This window comes from Halopiger djelfimassiliensis (assembly GCF_000455365.1).
Taxonomy (GTDB): Archaea; Halobacteriota; Halobacteria; order Halobacteriales; family Natrialbaceae; genus Halopiger_B; species Halopiger_B djelfimassiliensis.
Genome location: NZ_HG315686.1, coordinates 883,915 through 898,469 on the forward strand (window position 1 = coordinate 883,915; position 14,555 = coordinate 898,469).

The window sequence follows — 14,555 nt, forward strand, 5'->3', positions numbered from 1 at the left end:
TTCGAGCCGCCGGCGTCGACGGTGACGGTCTCGTCTGCGACGTGGTCGCCGTCGATCCGGAGTTCGACCGTCTCCGTGATCGGCTGGTCAGCCTCGTTGCTGAACTCGAGGTCGATCCCGTACTCGCTTTCCGCGGCGGCCTCCTCGGGCAGTGAGAGCGACTCGAGGGAGACGGTGCCGGGTTCGACGACGGTGAGGTCGCCGAGTTCCTCGTCGCCGACCGCGACGGTGCCGCTTTCGGCGGCGGTCCAGCTAATCGTCTCGGTGGTTTCGCCGTCGGCGTCGACCGCGACAGTCGTCGAGGCGACTTCCTCGCCGTCGACGGTGACCGTGGCGGTTTCCGAGCCCGGACCGCCGGTGTTCTCGTAGCTCACCGTCGCCTCGACGGTCGCGCCCTCGACGGCCGCCATCGACTCGAACTCCGCCCCGCTGAACTCGATGCTCGGCGGCTCGAGGACTTCAACCGTCGCCGAATCGCTGGTTCCGGCGACCGTCGCCGTCAATTCAGTTTGCCCGGTCGACTTCGCCTCGAGACGCCCGTCGGAGACGGCCGCGACCGCCGCCTCGGAGTCGTAGTCGGCGACCTCCGTCGCCGTTACCGTCGACCCGTCCTCGAGCGTGAGTTCGACCGTCACCGACGTCGTTTCACCTTCGCCGATCGCGGGCTGGCTGACCTGCAGGTCGACGTCCTGAACCTGCCACTGGAGCACCGGATACTCGTCGGTGGCAGTCCAGTAGTTGTCGAAGTCGAGGTCCATGGAACGTTTCGCGGCGGCTCCGGTCATCTCGTCTGTCTCGAGACCAGTCCCGAAGTTCTTGTCTGAGGCCCCCACGATCTGATGGGTGGTTTCCGTATTCCAGTAGCCTGTGTTCATCGATGCTTCGTCCTTCGTATCCCCGGCTATCCCTCCGAGATTTTCGCCGGAGTGAGTGATCTCACCAACGGCGTACACGTCGGAGACGTGTGCATTATGACGACCTATCAATGCACCCGCTGCCTTGCCATCTGTTACCGTAGCAGCAGCATAGGAGTTCCGAATCTCTGCTCCGGCAGTATGCCGGCCGACGAGGCCGCCAGCGAGTTCATCTGCGATCTCTTCTCCAGTCGCATATGCTTCTCCAGTCGAATATGATTCACTGACCTTGTGTCCGTCCCTGTTCTCACCAACCAATCCGCCTGCCCGGTCATCGGCAGAGACGGTGGCGCTGCTTTTTGACTGCTGTATCAAACCGCCATGAGTTCCCTCACCTGCGATACCACCAACCTCGTCCCTTGCCTCAACGTACCCGGACGTATACACGCGTTTTATCTCACCGTAATTTTCTCCAACTAGGATTCCGGATCTAATATCAGGAGTCCGAACCTCGGCGTCCTCGATAGTTACGTCGCTGATGGTCCCATCGTTCCCGCCAAAGAGTCCAAGACCCGACTGGGACCGCTCTATAGTAAGGCCGGTGATCGTGTGTCCCTGCCCATCGAACGTCCCGCTAAACGGTGTTTCGTGCCGATCACCGTGTTCCCGATCGCCGATCGGCTTGAATCCAGCGCCACTGTTCCATGATTCAGTCTCGCTGGCGTCGATATCGTTTCCGAGCACGTAATGCGCCTCGAGATCCTGTTCCATCGCCTGCAGTTCCTCGACGTCCGTAATCACGTACGGATTCGCTTCCGTTCCCTCTCCGTCCAGATCGCTCAGGGAAGCCCCTTCGGAAGCAGCGGCAGGGCTGATGAATACGAGCCCGGCTGCGGCCATTATACAGAACAATAGCGCCAGATCGACCTTTTTATTCAGCATTTTACTACAAGTGCTTCTCATAGATATATATCCTTTTCTGATTGATTATATTATATAAAATGAACGTGCGAGCTGCTCAGTCGACTACAAGCAATTCGTCGTTTGGCTCGTCGTCTGCCCAATTCGTACCAGTTGGGGGTTTCACGTCAAACTCAATCGTCCCGGTATGTTGGTCCGGTGGCAGTTCTAGGTTTTCGTTAGTGAAGTCGAAAGTGACTGAATTGTCGTCACTACCAGTACCCTCTACAATAGCGTCGTCCATGTGTGCTGTTCCCGGTTTCGCTACGAGCGTTGCATCATTAACTTCATTCCCCTCCTCATCAACCACAGAGACAGTGAATTTATTGTCATTTCCGCCTACTTCTACGGTGTCATTCTGAAACGCTACATCTACTTCAGTATCGCCCTCGAACGTTCCAATCCCGCCGAGGATCTGTAGCATGATTCCCAACGACATGACGCCGACGATCAGCGCGATCACGAGTCTGATCGGCAGGCCTTCGATCGCACGGTGGTCATCGACGAACGAACGCTTCGTTCTCGAGGGGGAACCCCCTGATTTCGTTCGTTGCTTTGAGCGCATACCTTAGTTGGATTCGCCATCTGACTTAAACTTTGGATCGAAGGTTCAAGTGCAATGGAGGGACAACTACGCCTATGAGCTTCGTTATCGGGCGCGGATCCGACGCTGAGACGACACAGGCAGGGTATCTCGGGCGGTACCGTGCGCTGGACGGCAGCGAGGGTGCCGAATTGCATATCGACCTCGATGGCCCCCACGCGATGCTGATCGTCGGTAAACGCGGCTACGGAAAGTCGTTCACCATGGGCGTCGTCGCCGAGGAACTCGCACGCGCACCCGGTGTTGCGCCGACGATTATCGACCCGATGGGGGTATTCTCGACGCTCGCCGAACCTGCGGAAGGTGAGCCGGTTCCAGTCGAAGTCGTTGACGAACCGGCGGTTTCCGCGGCCACTCTCGACCCGCGTTCGTGGTGTTCCCTGCTTGGGCTTTCACCCGAGAGCGGTGCTGGTGGTCTCGTCTGGCAGGCTGCCCAAGAAACACGAACGCTCGATGAAATGCGCCGCCACATCGAGGCCACTGACGCGCCGGATACTGACAAGCGCGCCGCGACTAACCACGTCAACCTCGCCGATTCCTGGGGCGTGTTCGATCCGGACGGACTCGACGCCAACGACCTTGCCAGCACGGCCATCTCCGTCGTCGACGTCTCCGGACTCGACGCCGCGCCGATGAACGCTGTCTGCCGAGGTATCGGGGAAGCGCTCTATCGTGCACGCGTTGATGAGACGATCGACCGACTCCCATGGCTACTGATCGACGAGGCACATACGTTCTTCGACGGCGTCTCGGAGTCGGCCCTACATACGATTCTTACGCGCGGACGTGCACCGGGTGTCAGCCTCGTTCTCGCAACCCAGCGTCCGAGTTCAGTTTCGGATACTGCGATCTCACAGTCGGACGTACTGATTTCCCATCGGCTGACCGCGGAGGCCGATTTAGCGGCACTGGATTCGGCCCAGCCGACGTACATGAACGAATCGCTCGATGAGCGACTGCCGACCGAACCCGGCGAAGTGGTCGTGATCGACGACGCAACCGAGACGATCCATGCCGCCCAGATCAGGTTCCGTGATACGCCACACGGTGGTGGAAGTCCGAGCGCGCGTGAAATGGCGGACCTCGATTAGACGGCTTACCGTGAGTCACAGTCACAAGTCGACTCCCCACACTGCTGTCGAAATTTAAATGTGAACGGGCAGAAAGCAAAGATATGACCGATATCGACCGACTCGACCAACGCCTGTCAGCCGTCGAACGAGTCGTCGTTGACGGTGACGTGACGCTCGACGAACTCACGGAGTTGACTTCGGTGGTAGAGACAGTCTCCGAACTCGAAGCCCGCGTTGACGAACAGGAACAACGCATCGCTGACCTCGAGGCGGCCGTTCAATCGATCGAGGGCTACGTGGGTAACGTCGAGTCGATCAACGACGATGTCGAACAACAGGCAGCCTCCGCAATCGCAACTGTCGATCGACTCGAACGCCGCATCGAGGCGCTCGAAGTTGAGATCGATGACCTGAAGGGTGGAATTCTTGAGGACGAACTAACAGACGATGCAGATGCGGACGGCGGGACGGGTAACACCGAGATGGGAACGGAAGAGAAGGGCGCAGTCTTCGAGTACGAGTCGACTAACAACGAGGAACTAACTCCAGAGCAGTCGGTTAAAGAGATCGTCGACAGTGACACGGAGTCACGTTCGATCGTCGACGATGGAATGGACCGACCGGTATCGTCCGCGAGTCAGGAGACAGTCGACTCGGCACTCGGTGGTGAAGACGAAAGCGAAGGCAAGCAGAAGCGTGCCTCTGCCCAAACGGATAACACCAACGGTCAGGACGAAAACGGAGACGGGTTGTTCGGTTCGCTTCGGTCCCGGCTTTCATGATCCGGTACGTTCTGGCGGTGCTATTGACAGTCGCGCTTCTCGGACTGGCGGGGATCGCAATCGATGCGGGAGCAAGCGACAACACCGAACGGGAGCTACAGACCGCGATCTCCGATATCGAAGAGGCAGCAATCGAACTTTCCGAAGACGAGGAACTGTCCCCGGCGAATCATCCCGATCCACAGCGGGTAGTCGAACTGTCGATACCAGCAGGTTCGTTGACGACGGAAGGAGTCTCACATTTCGAGATCAAACCTGTTGACGACAATGACGCAAGCATCGCGAAATACGTTCTCGATGACGGTACGAGAAATCAGGAAATCATCGAGCAGCGTATCGTCTACCGTGACCCGGCTGATAACCGGACAACGGAGATCAATGGCACCGGAACACAGCAGCTCAGGCTCGTTCTTTTGCCGGACGAGGACGGTAATCCAGTCGTAGTCGCAGAGCCACCTGAATAGCGGACCGCCTAACAACTGACTCTCGATAATGGCTTCCGTCCACTGGTGTTCCTCGCAACTGGGTAACTGAATGTGGAACGGTCGTTACCGTCCCTGTTGTATAATTTTAAACCGGAAGGGGATGCCAGATTGAGTATGGCATTGGACGAGGCCGAGCGAACGGTGCAGGATTTCCTCTCGGGGATCGGCCTCAGCGGGCTATTCGGCGACGAGAAACTGGAAAGCCGGTGTGACTGCGAACTCGAGTTCGATGATCGGACGCTCGTTGTCGACGCATCGGAGTGCAACGGAAACCTCGTGGAGTCGCCGGACTGTCGGCACTCGGTCGTCGAGAGGTTGGCGGATCGTGAAGCGGAGGCGATTGTCGTCCACTCGAACGGTATGAAATACCGGTATGGGGCAGACGACACGGAGTTTCTCGGTGCTGCCGGACGGTTCGTCGAACTAATCGGGACTCGCGATGAGGTACTCGCTCGGGAGGTCGCTCGAGATCCGATCGATGGAGCCGCGGGGCTCGAGACACGGGTCGATGCTATCGGAGACATCGCGATCGAATCGGGGCTATTGGACGCTGTCACTGGTGTTGAGGAGTACTCTGACGTGTTTTCACCCCTGGTCGGACTGCAAATCGCGTATTACTACGTTGAACAGTCGATCGAGGGCAATGCACGGCTCGTCGATGTGAGGGAGATTGAAACCGGCAGCACGGCACGAATCTACGAGCGTGAGGACCAGCTCCCGCTATACGCGCTTGATATCGTCGATCTTTCGTTTGCGTCTGAAGAGCGGGAGCTGATCGTCGACGGATACGAAGCCATCGCGGAGGGCTGGGTCGAAGGTGACCGTGCCGCGTCGCGGGCGATCGAATTCGTCTCGGATGAACCGGTCGATCCGACGCTGACCACCGTACTGGAGAAACACACCGACGGCTACGGCATTCTGGAGGATCTGTTTGCCGACCCGGAGGTAACCGATGTCTACGTTACGTCCCCAGTGACGGATAACCCCCTCCGAGTCGAACTGGACGGGGAAGCCATGGAGACGAACGTCCATCTCACCGAGACCGGTGCGAAAGCGTTGGCGTCTCGAGTCAGGCGAACCAGCGGCCGCGCGTTCTCGCGTGCGAAGCCGACGATCGACGCGACGGCATCGCTGGCGAACGGTCGTGGGCTTCGGATCGCCGGTGTTACCGACCCGGTTGCGGACGGTATCGGGTTTGCCTTCCGTGAGCAGGCCGACGACCGGTTTACGCTGCCGGCGCTTGTCGCTAACGGAACAATGCCAGCGGAGGTCGCAGGCTTTCTTTCGACAGCAATCGAGCGAAACGCTGCGACGTTGATCGCGGGTACTCGTGGATCCGGGAAAACGACGCTGCTTGGAACGTTGCTCTACGAGGTGACACCGGATACTCGTACGGTAATCATTGAGGACACGCCGGAACTGCCGGTCGGGCCGCTCCAGTCGGTCGGTCGGGACGTACAGGCACTGCGAACAGGAACCGGAGATGGTCCGGAGATTTCGCCGGCCGATGCATTGCGAACGGCGCTTCGACTCGGAGATGGCGCACTGGTCGTCGGTGAGATTCGTGGTGAAGAAGCCCGCGTCCTCTACGAGGCAATGCGCGTTGGTGCAAACGCGAACGCGGTCCTCGGGACCATTCACGGGGATGGTGCCGCTGAGGTCTACGAACGCGTCGTCTCCGACCTCAAGGTCGAACCGTCGTCATTTAGCGCAACTGATCTGGTTATCACGGTTCAGGCGTATCGGACACCCAGCGGCCGTAGCCGCCGCGTCGCTCGCGTTGAGGAAGTCCTCGGAGACGGCGATGACATCTGGTTTGAACCGCTCTATGAACTCGATGAAACTCAAGCTGTTCCGACTGGGCGTATCGATCGTGGTGAGAGCCGGTTCGTCAATGCGATGGCGGGCCCGACCGAAGAGTACGCGGACGTCAGGCAAGCGATTGCCGATCGCACGGAATTGATGAAGACTCTTGCCGATGACGGGCGGGTTTCGCCGGACGAAGTTGCTGCATCCTACACTGACCGGGGGTAAAAACGTGACACTTCATACGACGGTCGTCCGTGGTCTCGCTAAACTCTATCCGTACGATGTCGAAGCGAGCGATGACCTCGTCGATTCGGTTCGGTTTATCAATGCACCCTACGACGCCGAGACGGTCATTAGAGCTGGATACGGTGCAGGATTGCTCGGTGCAGTCGTCCCGCTCCCACTGTTGTTGTTTAACGTACCCGTGCTGTTCATTGCGGTGTTCGTACTCACGGCATCGCTTGCGTCGATTCATGGGGTTCACTCGGCACCGCACCTGATCGCGGCCTTCCGTCGAACGGAAGCACTCGGAGATACGCCGAATCTCATCGGCCGTGCAGTGTTGCGGATGCAGATCCAACCCTCGCTGGAAAATGCCGTCCGGTTCGCTGCACAAACCGGTAACGGACCACTCGCTCGAAACCTCGGTGCTCATTTCAACCGGTCGAAAGGAACACCGCATGCTGGACTGCTGTCGTTCTCCGAAGAATGGTCGGAGTACTTCCCGGCGCTTCGGCGTTCCTCGACACTTCTGGCGACTGCCCAGGACGCTCCCGAGGGAGAACGCGGACGGACTCTTGACCGGGCATTGTCTGCCATCCTGGACGGAACGCGGAGCCAGATGGCCGAGTTCACGGCGTCGATTAGAGCACCGACCACTATGCTCTTCGCGTTCGGTATCCTTCTGCCGCTGGCGCTGATCGCACTCGTCCCCGCCGCGCCGCTAGCAGAGATTCAACTCAACATCTGGATGTTCGTCCTTCTGTACAATATCGTGTTACCGGCTTCGCTAATCGGTGCTGCACTGTGGTTGCTTGTTCGTCGACCGGTTGCGTTTCCGCCGCCGAAAATCGAGCGTGATCACCCCGATCTTCCCGACAGACTCTGGCTCCGAACCGGATGGGGGCTTCTCGCCGGCGGTGTAGTCTACGCCATCGTCGAAGCCATTGGTCCCGCGTATCTCTCCGAAATCGTCGGATTTGGTGTCGGTCTCGGTACGGCACTACTTGCAGTCTATAGTCCGATCCTTCAGATCCGAAACTACGTTCGGGACGTGGAAGAGAACCTGACCGACGCGCTGTACATCGTCGGCCGACAGGTCGCTGAGGGAGAATCCGTCGAGTCCGCAATCGATCTCGCTGCCGATCGTGTCCCTGCCGAGACCGGCGAAGTATTCGAGCACGCCGCCGGTGTCCAGCGCCGACTCCACACCAGCGTCGAGGAAGCGTTCCTCGGAACCTATGGTGCGTTGCGCGACGTTCCGAGCCAGCGAGCCCGTAGCATGGCAGCACTGCTCGCGATCGCCGGTGAGGAAGGAAAACCGGCCGGCCGGGCCATCGTCTCGATGGCTGACCATCTGGAAGAACTCGAGGAGGTCGAATCCGAGACGAAACGCGCCCTAATGAGAGTGACAAGTACACTTGATAACACTGCTGCGTACTTCGGACCGATGATCGGCGGTGCAACTGTTGGGATGGCAGATATGCTTTCCGCCGAAGATATCAACGTTGCCGAAGGGTTTGGTGAGGCGACCACACTTGCAACCGACCAGCTTGGAATCGTCGTGGCCGTCTACCTGATTATGTTGGCGTTTATTCTGACGCCGTTGTCGTACGCACTCCGGTACGGTATGGACCGGACGCTATTCGGATACCACATCGGCCGGACCCTCGTCTCGTCAATGCTCCTCTTCGTGCTGACCGTCGGATTGATCGACGTCGTGCTGCTCAACCCGGCCTGATTGAGGATCAGTGTCGCCTTCACCTCGTCTACTTTGCCCCCTTCCAAACCTATTGGATAACCCCCTGTGGAACATAATTCATCTGTTGAAGTTTATATAGCAACGGGAAGACAGATGCGGTATGGACCTGGAGGCCCCGGTTGATGCGTGGTACGTTTATCTCGCAGTAGCGATCATCAGTGTCGCGCTTGCGGGGCTTGCGCTGGGAGTCTCGACGGGACCGCCTCCGGATGCCAACGAAGCAGCCAACACGATCGAAGGAACAACCGGAAGCGACTACTCCGCTAGTGCCTCCTACGAGCACGACGCAGATGTAGTGACGATCAACCGTGAGACGATCACGATGGAGAACGATCACGGGACATCCCACGCGAGTTTCTCGTACGGGATTGCCGTCCCGGTGAACGGACACGAACGGTTAGAGAACCTCGTGTACGGATCCACGTTCGAGGAGGAGTATAAAAAAGAACTGTCGGACCCGGATACGCACGCGTTTCAGGTTTTTACGGAGGATGTCGAGGAAGCGTTCGACGACAACACCGGTGAGCCACTCCCCGCGAACGGAGAACTTCTCTCCCGACAGATCGTTGTCGACGCTGGAATCGATGAGATCGAGCCACTGTCAGAAGAAGCTAAGATAAAGGTTACAAAAACTGCCTATTTGCCAGCTGAACCGAGGATTAGGGGAGAGAACATCCGAGAGGTGACGCTAAAATATGATGGTGTCGAAGACAGATCGGTTCGCTTCTATGTCGAAGGCGACTACGCCGGTTGGAGTACGTTCGACGAGGAGAAGGAAAAGACGTTTGAGGATGGTTCGGGTGAAATCACTCTCGAAATCAAATCCTCAACAGCGAAGCAACCTGCTGCAGAACCCGTCAAGTTCGAAGTCGAATTCGAAGAGGACGGCGAGTTGCCGGAGGAGACGTGGGAGTCCGATGATCTCGAGATCGGTGAGACACACAACTGGGACAACGAGATCGAGCGTGAGGCCGAGTTCGACCACGACCACTCGATAATTGGCCTGAATGATGGAGGGAACTATTATGTCACACTCGTTATCGTCTAGAGCCCAGACCGAGCCCTTTGCGGCGATCATAGCGGTCTCGATGCTGGTCATCGGTATCGGTATCTATGCAGTGTATCTTCAGGGTGTTCTTCCGGGAACCAGCGAGCAAGCGACGGCAGATCAGACGATCGATCGGATCTGGGACGAGATTGAGGACGACGGCGTGTTCCACACTCATGACAACGCCAACGACATCGACTCCCTCGTTACGGACAAATCGCTTCCAGCGGGTGCGACGGTATACGTGAGTGTGACCGCAATCGACGAAAAGAAAGAGCGAGTCGTCGCCGAGGCTGCGTTCCCGTCAGGATATCCAGACGAGACGGACGCCTCCGATGTTGCCGAGCTTGAGCAGTATATCGAGGAAAATGGACCACCCGACGATGCATCCGTCGCGACTCAGTCGATTCCGGTCGCCGTAGAGAACGAAGCTGATGTCCGCTCCGGAACACTCCGGGTGACAGTATGGTGAGACATAATCGAGCGATTTCGACGGTAATGGACGTTTCGCTGGCGCTGCTGATCATCAGTGGATGCGTGTTGATGATTGGTGTCTATCTCCATAGTGACGATGATTCGATCGATGACGACCGTGCGGATCGGGCCTATCAGACGCTTTCTGGGTCGACTGTGACGATTACGTACGATATGACAAACGAGAACGAGTCGGGCCAGGCACCGATCGACAGCGACCATTTCGACGTTCCGGAAGGTCTCGAACCTAAAGAAAACCCGGAGTTGTATCGGGTCACGACGTACGATGCGGCAAGCGCGTTGTTAGCCGAGGCAGCGATCGTAAATATCGAAATCGACGGTCACGAGCCACTCGCATACGCCGACGAAGTGGAACGATCAGTCGACGCCGCTATCCAGGGACAGTTGGTCGGTTCGGATGATTCCGTATACGCCGTCGCAACGTGGGAACCGTACGAGAACAGTTCGATCCGCGGCACGGCAACTACCGGCGAGCAACCATCACAGACGGCGGACGTCTCGAGTACGAGCGTAACCGTCTCGACGAAGATGGCAGGTGCCGACCATGAGGAAATCGCAGGAGAGTTCTACAAAGCAAGGGAATCCAGCGGTGACGGCGTCGATGGTGCCGCCAATGCGCTTGCTGACGTGATCGTCGAAGCGATGTTCCCGGTCGCTGAGACCCAGTACACCTTGGAGTCGACACTCACCGAGAACTCCGTAACGAAATACGACTATCGAAAACTCGCACTGGCGTTCGGTGACGACAATCTCAAGGAGGACATCAATGAGGATATCAGTGGTACTAATCCGAATACCGGAGAAGCAAACGACAAGCTCGCGGATGCGCTGGCTGAAACGATCGCTGACGACATGCGGGATGATCCGATCTCCGATGAGCTGAATCAAACACACGCGACACACAGCCATAGAGACGATTTCGAAGCGGCAGCAGCACCACTTCTCGAGGAGTACGTTTCGGTCGAGACTGTCGACTTGACGGTACAAGCTACCAAGCGATAGCTATGACGCGGAAAAAGCACAATCCACGGACTGTATCGATTGCGGACGATGACAGGGCTCGCATTCCGTTCGCGATGATCGCCGTTTTGCTGCTCGTCGCAAGCATCGGGATCATCGGAGCGCTCGAACAGCGCTCGGATCCAGTGATCAATCAGGACGCTGATCTGGTCATGGACCGGAGTGAAACTGCAGCACAGTCGGAGCTACGGTCGGCAGCTGTCGACGCGAGCCACAAGGCGGTCAGTGCGCCGATCATCGACGCGAGCGGGAGCGATATCGATGCTATCAGCGTAAGCAATGACCAGGATGAAAACTTCAAGAACTACCTCAAACTGCTTATCTACCTTGAGGCACACGACCGTCTGTCCTCAGCCGGTCAAAACGTCAACACCGACGTCAAATCAACGGTTTCGATTCCGAAGGTTTCCAAGAACGGCGGCAAAGGCCTCTCGCCGGACGAGGCGATCGACGAGGTGGAGTTGACGATCGGTGACGATCCCACCACTGACCTTGAACCGGGGCTGCTGGAAGTGACGATTCAAAACGTCGAGATCGACGCCGAGGTTGACGGCAAGGACCTCCCGTCGGAGACGAGAGCGGTTACAGTAACCGTCGGATCGCCAGTAATGCAACTGAACGAGCGCACTACGGAGTACGAGGACCGTCTCAATCAGGGGTTCTTCGAAGAGGCCGACGATGGACTCGACACCGAACTCGAGGGGCTCGGCCAGCACATGGCGGCGCGGCTGTATCCGTTCGCGTACTTCAAGTCCGGCTGGGATCGGATGCACTCGACGCGAAGCCCTGACGATCACGACTTCGAAAGGGTCCTCGAGCCGAACCACACGGAGGTGCTCGCAAACCATGCGATTTTCTCAATCCAGGAGGACGTGTTCGGAACGCAGGACCCGTACGCGGAGCGGACGCTTCGTCCCGGATACATCTGTATGGCATATCAAATCGGTGATTCAATGTCCGGCGGTGGCAACGATGACGATACTGCCGATATCGTCGACGGAGACGAGTTCGGAATGAAAAACGATTCCGACGAAGTCGAAGACAAAGGCATAGATATCGAGGAGCAACTCTGCGACGGCGGTGAGGTACAGAAGTGGCTGTTCGGTGATAAGGCGACCGGCGAACTCCCGGATATGCCGGAACTCTCGACGCTCATTCAGGACGGGCTCGGTGAGATGGAGGTCATGAACGAGGAAGAGGAGATCCCTATCGCCGAGGCTGCGGAGGTGTCGTATTTATACTATGACGCCGCGGGCCATCTTGACGAGGCCAAAATGTTCGCGGATCGGACGAACGACGCGATAGACAAGGTCGAGAACACGTATCGGGACGATGTCGAAGAGACGATCGACGATGACGAAGATCCGCCAGAGATCGATGACAGCTCGAGAACGATTCGGAGCATGACCGAAGAACTCTACGATGTCGACGTCGAAAGGGATGTCTCCACGTCTTCGAGCGGCAGCCTCCCGTCGCCAACCGCCCCCTCGCCCAGTTACAATTACACGAACACGAAATTCGACGTAGAGATAGCGGACGTTCTCGAGGTGAACGCGAATCACGACGAGTATCCGAATCCCACCGACCGGACGATCCACGAGATGGACGCACGCGCTCTGGTTGAAGTGGAAGCCGACGAGAAGTGGGTACACGATGACCCGTCGAACGCGAGCGCTTACGGAGAACAGAGAAAGGTCACACGTTCACCAACGGAAAACGTTACGGTAGAGCTAGATCTCGAAATCGAAGCCGAGTACGACTTCTACGAAGAGGGGCTGTACAAGGACGATTTCCCGATCCAGAACGATCCGGACATCAACTACGATTATCGGTACCTTCCGACGACCAGTGTTGATGTCGAAAACAAGTTCAATACGATCAAGAACGAGTCCGAGGTCGCCCCTCCAAAGAAAGACCCGGGAATTGAAATCGAGATCGGTAAAAGTACGAACTTCTTCGCGCCGTTCGTCGACTCCGCGGTCGGCGTACCGGACGGGTTCACGTACTACGGATCGATCGAGGACACGCTAGAAACGAACGGCGCAGGAATCGGCGGAGATGTCGACTCTACCAGCGATATCGAAGACAAATTCGAGGACGCGTTGATCACTGACGATTCCGATTATCAGGAATCGTACGATCTGGGTGATATGAAGTCGATGAGCGAAGAGGAGAAGATATTGGACGATCTGAACGAGGAACTCAACCAGACACACAACGAGTTTACTGACTGGATCGAAGACGAAAACAACACATACACCATAGAGCGGACGGAAATGCTGGATTCGGATGCGAAGCCGATTTCGGGGGCAATTGACCATATCGAAGCGGTAGAGGATGACTTCGTCTATCGCAATCTTTCCGCCGACGGCCCCGGAGATACGTTTGAGACGCCTGGGGAGCTATTGACGGCCCAAGTCCGGAAGGCGTACTTCGACCGAATGTATCACTATATCGAGTCGATTGCCGATCAGTACGAGAATCGGGTCGAAGATGTAGAAGAGGAAATCGACGATATGGGTGGGCCGGCCACCGATGCGGGAGACGAGGTCCTAGGATTCGCTCAAGATGTTCTAAATGCGGATATCGAACGCAGTTACGAGGAAATCGAGGGATCGCCAGTACTCGACGACGCACAGTACGAAGTCGCTGGATCTCCGACCTACCTGACCCACGAAAACATTTCCGAGGATCAGGATCCAGCAGTCCGACCAGAAGACGCGACCATTACCGACTTCGATGCTGAAACCGAACACGTTCCATTGACGATTCAAAGCAACAACCGGGCACCTTGGCCGGGTGTCCCGGTCACACCCGTCCCGCCGTCGTTTTGGCTTCTCCAGATCAATTCCTGGGAGAAAACGATCAAAGGAGAGTATGCCCGCTTCGAGGTCAGTGCAACGATCGGGGACCCTGCGGATGCGGATCGACTCACCTACGTCCGGGAACACCGGCCGATCGAAGTCGAGTTACACGACGGTGAGACGGTCGAGCTCGGCTCGAACGAACCCATCGACTTCGAAAGCACAACTGAAGTCGTCGTAGCGATGCCGGGGGGCGTCGTCTCTACGGGATCGATTCCGTCAGTTGGGGACACGGATCCGAAGATCAATGGACAAACAGCGTGCTCGCCGACATGGGAACATATCGGACCGGACTTCGATCCCGATGTTGACACAAATATGGACGAATGTGATTTCCCGGACGATTAACGAGGAATACATCTGATATAACCATATAAAACATCAATTATCGGTACTATACTAGGTACATCTTGTTTCGTATTTTCCTAAACCCACCCCACAAACCACATAGTTAAATACAGATACGTGGAGCCACAACAGGACTGTATGAACGACTCCAGTCACACTCGCTTCTGTCGTCCTCCGGTAGAACTATCGGCAGTACTACCGAACGAGGTCGATTCATGACGTTCGCTCGACT

Annotated in this window: 10 protein-coding genes and 2 pseudogenes; 9 read left to right on the forward strand and 3 right to left on the reverse strand. The window is 57.1% G+C overall.

What is annotated here, in order from left to right; all coding sequences use genetic code 11:
* From TX80_RS19835 to TX80_RS15240, 3 genes and pseudogenes are all read right to left on the reverse strand, one after another.
* A pseudogene (locus TX80_RS19835) lies at positions 1 to 875 on the reverse strand (hypothetical protein); the annotation flags it as partial.
* Positions 876 to 1,016: 141 nt separating this feature from the next.
* Positions 1,017 to 1,817 (reverse strand): annotated as a pseudogene (locus tag TX80_RS20125) (GLUG motif-containing protein); the annotation flags it as partial.
* A 55-nt stretch (positions 1,818 to 1,872) separates the two neighbouring features.
* On the reverse strand, positions 1,873 to 2,379 hold the full coding sequence (locus TX80_RS15240; RefSeq protein WP_049924009.1) for a DUF7382 domain-containing protein: 507 nt from the start codon (positions 2,377 to 2,379) through the stop codon (positions 1,873 to 1,875).
* A 74-nt stretch (positions 2,380 to 2,453) separates the two neighbouring features.
* Here TX80_RS15240 and TX80_RS15245 point away from each other — a divergent pair, with 74 nt between their 5' ends.
* From TX80_RS15245 to TX80_RS15285, 9 genes are all read left to right on the forward strand, one after another.
* Positions 2,454 to 3,509 (forward strand): ATP-binding protein, encoded by a 1,056-nt coding sequence (locus TX80_RS15245; RefSeq protein WP_049924011.1) that lies wholly within the window; start codon positions 2,454 to 2,456, stop codon positions 3,507 to 3,509.
* Positions 3,510 to 3,592: 83 nt separating this feature from the next.
* Positions 3,593 to 4,273 carry a DUF7310 family coiled-coil domain-containing protein gene (locus tag TX80_RS15250; protein WP_049924012.1) on the forward strand — a complete coding sequence of 227 codons (681 nt, stop codon included), beginning with the start codon at positions 3,593 to 3,595 and terminating at the stop codon, positions 4,271 to 4,273.
* On the forward strand, positions 4,270 to 4,737 hold the full coding sequence (locus TX80_RS15255) for a DUF7311 family protein (protein ID WP_049924013.1): 468 nt from the start codon (positions 4,270 to 4,272) through the stop codon (positions 4,735 to 4,737). Before TX80_RS15250 ends, TX80_RS15255 begins: the two co-directional genes overlap by 4 nt.
* A 135-nt stretch (positions 4,738 to 4,872) precedes the next feature.
* On the forward strand, positions 4,873 to 6,792 hold the full coding sequence (locus TX80_RS15260; RefSeq protein WP_049924014.1) for a type II/IV secretion system ATPase subunit: 1,920 nt from the start codon (positions 4,873 to 4,875) through the stop codon (positions 6,790 to 6,792).
* A gap of 4 nt (positions 6,793 to 6,796) precedes the next feature.
* Positions 6,797 to 8,527, forward strand: coding sequence for a hypothetical protein (locus tag TX80_RS15265; protein ID WP_049924015.1), 1,731 nt, complete (start codon positions 6,797 to 6,799; stop codon positions 8,525 to 8,527).
* 121 nt (positions 8,528 to 8,648) lie between these two features.
* Entirely contained in the window at positions 8,649 to 9,596 is a 948-nt protein-coding gene (locus tag TX80_RS15270) for a DUF7283 family protein (RefSeq protein ID WP_049924016.1), read from the forward strand.
* Positions 9,574 to 10,068, forward strand: a complete 495-nt coding sequence (locus tag TX80_RS15275; protein WP_049924018.1) for a DUF7285 family protein — start codon at positions 9,574 to 9,576, stop codon at positions 10,066 to 10,068. Before TX80_RS15270 ends, TX80_RS15275 begins: the two co-directional genes overlap by 23 nt.
* 26 nt (positions 10,069 to 10,094) lie before the next feature.
* The gene (locus TX80_RS19840; RefSeq protein WP_449271535.1) at positions 10,095 to 11,093 is read left to right on the forward strand and encodes a DUF7284 family protein; all 999 of its coding nucleotides are present in this window, start codon (positions 10,095 to 10,097) and stop codon (positions 11,091 to 11,093) included.
* A 74-nt stretch (positions 11,094 to 11,167) separates the two neighbouring features.
* Positions 11,168 to 14,323: a DUF7286 family protein gene (locus TX80_RS15285; protein WP_449271536.1), complete on the forward strand. Its 3,156-nt coding sequence runs from the start codon at positions 11,168 to 11,170 to the stop codon at positions 14,321 to 14,323.
* Positions 14,324 to 14,555: the final 232 nt, after the last annotated feature.

Excerpts from the sequence above, each read along its gene's own strand:
- TX80_RS15240 (WP_049924009.1), bottom strand. The coding sequence starts at position 2,379 with ATGCGCTCAAAGCAACGAACGAAATCAGGGGGTTCCCCCTCGAGAACG.
- TX80_RS15245 (WP_049924011.1), top strand. The coding sequence starts at position 2,454 with ATGAGCTTCGTTATCGGGCGCGGATCCGACGCTGAGACGACACAGGCA.
- TX80_RS15250 (WP_049924012.1), top strand. The coding sequence starts at position 3,593 with ATGACCGATATCGACCGACTCGACCAACGCCTGTCAGCCGTCGAACGA.
- TX80_RS15255 (WP_049924013.1), top strand. The coding sequence starts at position 4,270 with ATGATCCGGTACGTTCTGGCGGTGCTATTGACAGTCGCGCTTCTCGGA.
- TX80_RS15260 (WP_049924014.1), top strand. The coding sequence starts at position 4,873 with ATGGCATTGGACGAGGCCGAGCGAACGGTGCAGGATTTCCTCTCGGGG.
- TX80_RS15270 (WP_049924016.1), top strand. The coding sequence starts at position 8,649 with ATGGACCTGGAGGCCCCGGTTGATGCGTGGTACGTTTATCTCGCAGTA.
- TX80_RS15275 (WP_049924018.1), top strand. The coding sequence starts at position 9,574 with ATGTCACACTCGTTATCGTCTAGAGCCCAGACCGAGCCCTTTGCGGCG.
- TX80_RS19840 (WP_449271535.1), top strand. The coding sequence starts at position 10,095 with ATGGACGTTTCGCTGGCGCTGCTGATCATCAGTGGATGCGTGTTGATG.
- TX80_RS15285 (WP_449271536.1), top strand. The coding sequence starts at position 11,168 with ATGATCGCCGTTTTGCTGCTCGTCGCAAGCATCGGGATCATCGGAGCG.